Raw genomic sequence first — 6,733 nt, 5'->3', positions numbered from 1 at the left:
TAACAAAGAGATGTTGATCGGCACGGAAATCGGGTAAAGTTGTTTTACCACAAACGATTTCACCCGGAGGTTCCAATGCCGATCAACGAGACCTATCGTACTTGGATTCAGCGAATTTGTGAACTGCGTCCGAAGCAAAGAAAGACACAGGTTCAGAACTTCGTATGGTTGTTGGTAGGTATTTTTCATAGTCATTCAGTAAACCTCAGTAAGGTGGCAGGGAAAATGATCAGCCCTGCCAAGAATGTAAGTACTCTCGGAGATTGAGCGATTCCTTAGCCAACTCTGCGATCGATGTACGCAGTTGGTACAAACCGATTGCAAAGAGTTGGCTGCAATCCCAATTTGAATGGGTCGGCGAGATCCGCCTGATCGTGGACGGCACGAAAGTTGGGTTTGGTCATCAACTATTGATGGTCAGTCTGGCCTATCGAAATCGAGCTGTGCCGATTGCCTGGTCTTGGGTCAAGCATGTCCGTGGACACAGCACGGGCAAACAACAGGTGCGTCTGCTCAAGTACGTTGGAAGCCTGTTGCCTAAAGGAGCACCTTTTTTTTCTGGTCGGAGACAGCGAATTTGGCTCGATTTTCGTTCTTCGACAGCTCGATCAATGGCGTTGGTTCCATGTGCTGCGCCAGAAAACGAACACCGGACTCTGGGTCAATGAACAGATAGGCTGGCGGGAGTTGGGTAGTTTTGTGAACCATCCCGGCAAAAGCGCTTGGTTTCAAAATGCCTGCCTGACTAAAAACGAGATTTATCCGGTCTCAGCCTTGGTGTATTGGCAGATCGGCGAGAAGGAACCTTGGTGTTTGGCAACCAACCTGCCAGATCCATCTTTGACGGTTCGTTATTATCGCCGTCGCGTGTGGATCGAAGAAATGTTCGGCGACTTAAAAACATGGCTTTGATCTGGAGCGTACTATGTTGCGACACGCACCTCGTTTATCTCGCTTTGACTTTAGCCGTTGCATTTCTTTATGTTTGGCTCCTTTCATCGGGGAGTCGCACGCTCCGAGCTGGGCTTCCCAACTTGGTGGATCGAAAAGATCGTCGTGACTTGAGCCTCTTCAAATCGGATTACGTTTCATCGAAAGAAATTTACTTCGGTCAATTCCAATTTCGGTATTCCTTTGTGCACGTTCTTGAAACTGTCAGGTGACTAGTTATTTTTCACATCTTTTCTTGGATTGATGGCTGGATTCCTCGTTACACATTTAGTGTGCTCATTCTTATCTTTCCGCTATGGCAATGGCTGCCTTTTATTATCATTACATATTTAAACTCGGTGGCTCTTAAGACTCTGTCCATATTCAAGCCACTCTTGAAATTTGACGAAGAGAACCTAAAAAAACTGAAATATGAATTCACATTCATGCCGTCAAATCATGTGATTCTTAATGCTGTGTTTTGGGCAATCGTCTACTCTACTGTAGATTTGTTCACCCTTCGACCTCTTTATACCGACGTGGGTCTCAGGAGCACATTCTCTACAATTGTATCAATCGAAGGTTTGATCTGTTATTGCACAGGAAGCGTGATCTATTATCATTCTGTTCGCCAACTACTCTTGGTGAATAAAACTGTAAAACTTGTGGAACATTTCAACTTATTCCATCTCGAACCAGTCTATGCCTTTTCACGGCTCACTGCACAAACTGGTATATCTTGGGTGATTCTTCTCGGTTTGACCATTTTGCTTGTTCCGCTCAAGTTAGCCAATGGAGTGATGCTGGGGATATTTTTTTTGCAAGTTCTAATGGCAGCCGCCGCTTTCGTCTTACCTTTGTGGGTGGTACGCCAACGTCTATTGCTAGAAAAACGCAAACTCATTACCGAAAACCATCACCGTGTGGAAGCGGTATTGGCGTTATTACATCAAGAGATTGACGAAAAAAAGTTAAGTGAAGTTGAACAGCTTAATAGCGTCATTTCTGGGTTAAGCGCTGAGCGTGATATTTTGGAAAAAATTCCCACTTTTCCTTGGAGAACAGAAACGCTAACTGGCTTTCTTTCCGCCACGATTCTTCCAATCATACTTTTGATCATTCAACTAATCATTGAGAAATGGCTGAGTACATGATGTTTGTTGCGGGCTAACAAAGCGTGAGGTGACCGCCCCCTCCGCCTTCGGCACCTCCCCCAATTGAAGATCACAATTGGAGGAGGAAGATCCAGTGGCTTTGAGTTTTTTCTGCTCACGAGCAGAGTCCGTGGGTGGCGCAGCGACCGTCAACGCAAACGGTTGGGCGGCTGTCCGCAAGCAGTTCACAATAAGTTGAAAGCGATTCGAAATGGAAATAACATCAACTCAACCATCGGTTCAAAATCAATTTATGGAAGTTTTCAAATTTGACTATCAAGATTTGTTGTCAAATAAAACGGCAACCTCAGTGAAGCCCAAAAAGAAGCGTGTTATGAATTACGCGGTAACGTCGTTTTCAATTTTTCAAGTCGTTGGGCTATTTTTTACAGGGATGTTTTTGTTTGTATCAAAAAAACCTTTTAGTGAAATATCTTTGGCAATCCCAGGATTTTTTCTCGTTATCTTTACAATTATTGGTGCGTCACTGGCTTGGTTACATTGGAGTACTTATAGTTTGGGAACTGTAAAACGGCTTTATGGAAAAGTGGAATTTCAAGAAGTGAAAGGCATGTTATTTCTGTGCATTGAAGAAACACGGATTAGAATGTTGCTGGATGTTGTAAATCTTTTCGAGAAAAATTCCGTTTATGCTATTTATTATGCAGATCCAATTTCAACAATCATGTCCGTAGAGAAAGTATCGTGAAAGCAACGCCGCCCACCGATTAGCGCAGGTGTGCGCCCTCCGCCTACGGCACCTCCCCCAAATCCTGATGGAGAGTTGGGATGGGAGGGAGAAGTTGGGAATCGGATTTGGAGGAGGAAGATCCAGTGGCTTCAAGTTTTTTCTGGTCACGAGCAGAGTCCGCGGGTGGCGGAGCGCCACGGTCCGCGTGAAGGGTTGGGCAGTTCCTTCCGCAACGAGTTAAAAAATATTTCCGAAAATGCGTATGCTTAAGGGTTTGTCCAAAAATACGAACACTGAAAAAAAGCTTGTCGGAAAATAGATAACGGACGCGCAAGAAAACAAAGAAAACGTTCACTGTCGGTGAACTGCGCCGCTCGCACGCTGGAAAACAAAAGGCGGGGTAGCAACAGCAAGGAAAGCAATGCAGTCCTGGAGGAAACACGCAAGAGTGGCCCCCAAAAAACAGCCGCAAGAGCGCCCGCGTGGACACGGAACTCCGCAAGCCAAGGTGAAATTGGGCTGCGATTTCTCGTTAGCTCGTGGATTAGGATATACCCTGAGAGGAACCAAACGCTCAGCGAAAACGCGGCCGCCCACCCGGCAAAAGCCTGTCTCCAGAAAATCGACGTTCACCGACCGCTTTGGAAGGCAACCGTCCCCGCGCCAAAGGCAAAGCTCCGGCCCACGGGCCGGATCGGGGCTCTCGACCGCGGTGTGCAGCGCGCTGGGCTGGAGAGGGCGCGCAAAGCGTCCGATGCCGGTGATGGCTTTGGAAAGTGACACAAACCCGGAGTCAACTTGTCCCGGCCCGGAACCTCTCGCCCTGACAACCGCGAAACCCAGTGTCGACACCGAATCCGGCGTGCACCACCAAGTAAGGATTTCAATGAAGCGTCTATCTCTTATTCCGTTAATAGTAATACTGACAGCCTGTGTAAGTTCGCCTGCGCCAGTTACCCCCACCCAGAAGATTGAAACAGCAACTCCAACTCCAACACCTACAGTTACTATTACTGACACTGCGGAACCGACTTCAACGGTTACACCAGATCCGCTTGCAAATGCTCCGAAAGGATACACAAATTTTGATAAAGAGATGGGAGTTTGGACACGGATCGATACAGATTCTGGAAAAACCATATTCTGGGATGCAGAGCGAGAAGAAGAAGTCAGCGTATTGTTCGAAAATGATTTGTGGGATAACAGACCTGATCTTGAAGGAAGATTACCTGATACATTAAGGCTGAAAGTATTTATCAGTACAAAATTTACAAACTGGAACGCACTCTCAATATCACACGAAGAAAACAAGAATCCTTTTGGAGTAAGTGATTGGACGGTCATATTTCAAAACTTTTTATGGGATGTTATGATAAGGCGGGAAATGATAAAAGATAAGGTGGATTTTGATGATGACATATATTATGGAGAAGGGTACACCCGTAATTACAATACGATAGAAGGTCCTCAAACCATCACCTTGAAGCATGGCAATGTGATAACTGTTCATATTATTGACGGTTTTGAAGAACTTAAGGCAGATAAAGAAAATAACTATTTTTACGAAGTAACGGGTGGAAAAACAATAGATGCACCATCAATGACATACATGATCCATCTAACTTCAGATGTAAATGGGAACACGTACGTAGAAATTGCTCCAAACAATTCCGATGTTGCTACATGGTCAGAGAGGCGAATCATGGAAATGTTTCTTGTAGGATTTGGTAATGCACTAGCGAACCCAGATGATCCCATAGTGATAAAAGCCGCTGGCTTTAGTTCTGATTTGGTGAATAATCACGACGCTTTTCCCTATTTTATTTTCTCTTGGCAGAGTAGTGTTCGGTAACATTGCAATCAAAAAGCATGCACAGCCCCCTCCGTCCTTCGGACACCTCTTCTGTCCTCACCGCACTGCAACAAACGCAGTGCGGCGCAAGTGTCGGACCGCGCAGCGTCCCCTAAAGGGGAAGACTGCGGATTGGGAGGGGTCTGGCTTCGAGTTTTTTCTGCTCACGAGCAGAGTCCGCGGGTGCGGGGCGCCACGGTCCGCGCGAAGGGTTTGACCGATGTTGGTCTCAATCCTTACTCTCAATATTCGCTTTTTCGACAGTCTCGTTAGCCTGCTCTTTGTATCCATAAATGCCATTAAAAACAAGGTATTGAATTACTCGCCATGAATCAATCAAGCCGTTCACAACTTTTCGATAATTGGGCAAAGAATTACGATAACTCTATCACATCAGATAAAGATGGTTTCCCCTTTGCTGGCTATGAAAGGATTTTAGAGCAAGTTGTCAGCTTGGCGGAAGTCAAACCCAATACGCGAATACTTGACCTCGGTATTGGCACAGGTAATTTAGCCGAACGATTTGTCAACAAAGGTTGTAATGTGCATGGATTGGATTTCTCAGCCGAAATGCTGACTCAAACAAAAGCCAAGTTACCACAAGTTAATCTTGTTCAAGCAAACTTACTAGACGATTGGACAAAAGAACTCCAAACACCTTTTGACCGAGTTGTATCCGCTTATGTTTTCCATGAATTTAACCTTGAAACAAAGATAAGATTGCTTCAACAAATATCAGCACATTGCCTTTCAACGAGTGGTTTTATTCTGGTCGCTGATATTGCTTTTCCCGATGTTGCTATTCGCACAGCGGCTTCTCAACACTGGCAATGGGATGAAGACGAATACTACTGGGCAGCAGATGAAGCAATCACCGCATGTGAACAGGCAGGTTTACAAGTCGCATATCAGCAAATTTCAAGTTGTGGCGGAGTTTTCACTTTCACAAGCAAGGGCGCAGGCTAACACCGCGTGAGGTGACCTCTTCTGTCCTCGCCGCACTGCAACAAACGCAGTGCAGCGCAAGTGTCGGACCGCGCAGCGTCGCCTAGAGGGGAAGACTGCGGATTGGGAGGGATCTGGCTTGGAGGTTTTTTCTGCTCACGAGCAGAGTCCGCGGGTGCGGGGCGCTGATCTAAGCCTAGTTTGAGCCTGTTCATCCACCGCTGCCTGCAGGGTTTGACCGATGTTGGTCTCAATCTTTACTCTCAATATTCGTTTTTTCGACAGTCTCGTTGGGCGGCAAGTGGTGCAACAATAGACTAGAACGAAAGTCATAAGATAAAGGACAATGCTTCACGCTACCAGACTATTAATCTTTGCGTCAATTCGATAAATTGAGAAGTAAAAAAATGTCTAAATTTGATTCACTGCCAGAACGCATACTACTCAGAAATGGTGCACTTTTAATTGTTCCTCCGATGGTCATTACATTTGGGCTTTGGGGAGCATTGCCTATTGCTTATAGTCCTGACATATTCTGGAAAGACATACCTAGATGGCTGGGCTTATTTGAAAACATATTTCGAATTTTAGTTTTTAGCCTTCCAGGAGTTTTATATTTTGGAAAAAGAGAAAAGGGGCAATCTTTGGGCTGGTATTTATATTTCGGAGGATTGTCTGTTTACCTTGTGAGTTATTTAGCGCAAATAGTTTATCCTGACAGCCCATGGAGTCAAAGCATAATTGGTTTTACTGCTCCTGCCTGGTCAACCATATTTTGGTTTTCTGGGATTGGTTTAGTATGTGCGCGAAGTTGGCTCCCGATTCCTTGGCATCGCGCAATTTATTTGTTGAGCGCAACCATTTTTTTTGGTATTCCATATTGGGCATACTGGATTGGTTTATTTCAACATGTTTCAGTAAGTTTTATTTCGAAAAAGCCGCCGAACAAAGAGTGAGGTTACCTCTTCTGTCCTTCGGACCGCGCAGCGTCCCCTAGAGGGAAAGATTGCGCTGGCTTCGGGGTTTTTCCTGCTCGCGAGCAGAGTCCGCGCAAACGGTTGGGCGGCTGTCCGCCAAAAAGTGAAGCAAAACATTGTCTACTTTTCAATTGTGGACATACAAAAACGGCTCATTAGGAAATATAAAGACTAACGAATCAGA

8 protein-coding genes are annotated in these 6,733 nt (G+C 45.4%); 7 read left to right on the top strand and 1 reads right to left on the bottom strand.

The features are described 5' to 3' along the window. Nucleotides 1-189: hypothetical protein (locus IPL17_RS21830; RefSeq protein WP_345309201.1), on the bottom strand; the 189-nt coding region annotated here is incomplete at its 3' end. 74 nt (nucleotides 190-263) lie between these two features. Here IPL17_RS21830 and IPL17_RS21825 point away from each other — a divergent pair. From IPL17_RS21825 to IPL17_RS21795, 7 genes are all read left to right on the top strand, one after another. After that, a complete protein-coding gene (locus IPL17_RS21825) occupies nucleotides 264-668 on the top strand; it encodes a hypothetical protein (protein ID WP_345309207.1) in 405 nt (134 codons plus the stop codon). Continuing rightward, the gene (locus tag IPL17_RS21820; RefSeq protein WP_345309206.1) at nucleotides 559-912 is read left to right on the top strand and encodes a transposase; all 354 of its coding nucleotides are present in this window, start codon (nucleotides 559-561) and stop codon (nucleotides 910-912) included. The genes IPL17_RS21825 and IPL17_RS21820 overlap by 110 nt, the downstream gene beginning before the upstream one ends. A 311-nt stretch (nucleotides 913-1,223) precedes the next feature. Then, nucleotides 1,224-2,084 carry a hypothetical protein gene (locus IPL17_RS21815; RefSeq protein WP_345309200.1) on the top strand — a complete coding sequence of 287 codons (861 nt, stop codon included), beginning with the start codon at nucleotides 1,224-1,226 and terminating at the stop codon, nucleotides 2,082-2,084. A 211-nt stretch (nucleotides 2,085-2,295) separates the two neighbouring features. After that, nucleotides 2,296-2,793 (top strand): hypothetical protein, encoded by a 498-nt coding sequence (locus IPL17_RS21810; RefSeq protein WP_345309199.1) that lies wholly within the window; start codon nucleotides 2,296-2,298, stop codon nucleotides 2,791-2,793. Nucleotides 2,794-3,661: 868 nt separating this feature from the next. Continuing rightward, on the top strand, nucleotides 3,662-4,627 hold the full coding sequence (locus tag IPL17_RS21805; RefSeq protein WP_345309198.1) for a hypothetical protein: 966 nt from the start codon (nucleotides 3,662-3,664) through the stop codon (nucleotides 4,625-4,627). Between the two features lie 327 nt (nucleotides 4,628-4,954). Beyond that, nucleotides 4,955-5,593, top strand: a complete 639-nt coding sequence (locus IPL17_RS21800; RefSeq protein WP_345309197.1) for a class I SAM-dependent methyltransferase — start codon at nucleotides 4,955-4,957, stop codon at nucleotides 5,591-5,593. 386 nt (nucleotides 5,594-5,979) lie between these two features. Further along, a complete protein-coding gene (locus IPL17_RS21795) occupies nucleotides 5,980-6,528 on the top strand; it encodes a hypothetical protein (RefSeq protein ID WP_345309196.1) in 549 nt (182 codons plus the stop codon). Nucleotides 6,529-6,733: the final 205 nt, after the last annotated feature.

It is taken from the genome of Candidatus Villigracilis saccharophilus, assembly GCF_016711665.1.
The sequence above is the reverse complement of the archived record's forward strand: the minus strand, read 5'-3'. Positions and strand labels throughout refer to the sequence as shown.

Coding starts and splice junctions, on each gene's coding strand:
- IPL17_RS21810 (WP_345309199.1), top strand. CDS start 2,296: ATGGAAATAACATCAACTCAACCATCGGTTCAAAATCAATTTATGGAA.
- IPL17_RS21805 (WP_345309198.1), top strand. CDS start 3,662: ATGAAGCGTCTATCTCTTATTCCGTTAATAGTAATACTGACAGCCTGT.
- IPL17_RS21800 (WP_345309197.1), top strand. CDS start 4,955: ATGAATCAATCAAGCCGTTCACAACTTTTCGATAATTGGGCAAAGAAT.
- IPL17_RS21795 (WP_345309196.1), top strand. CDS start 5,980: ATGTCTAAATTTGATTCACTGCCAGAACGCATACTACTCAGAAATGGT.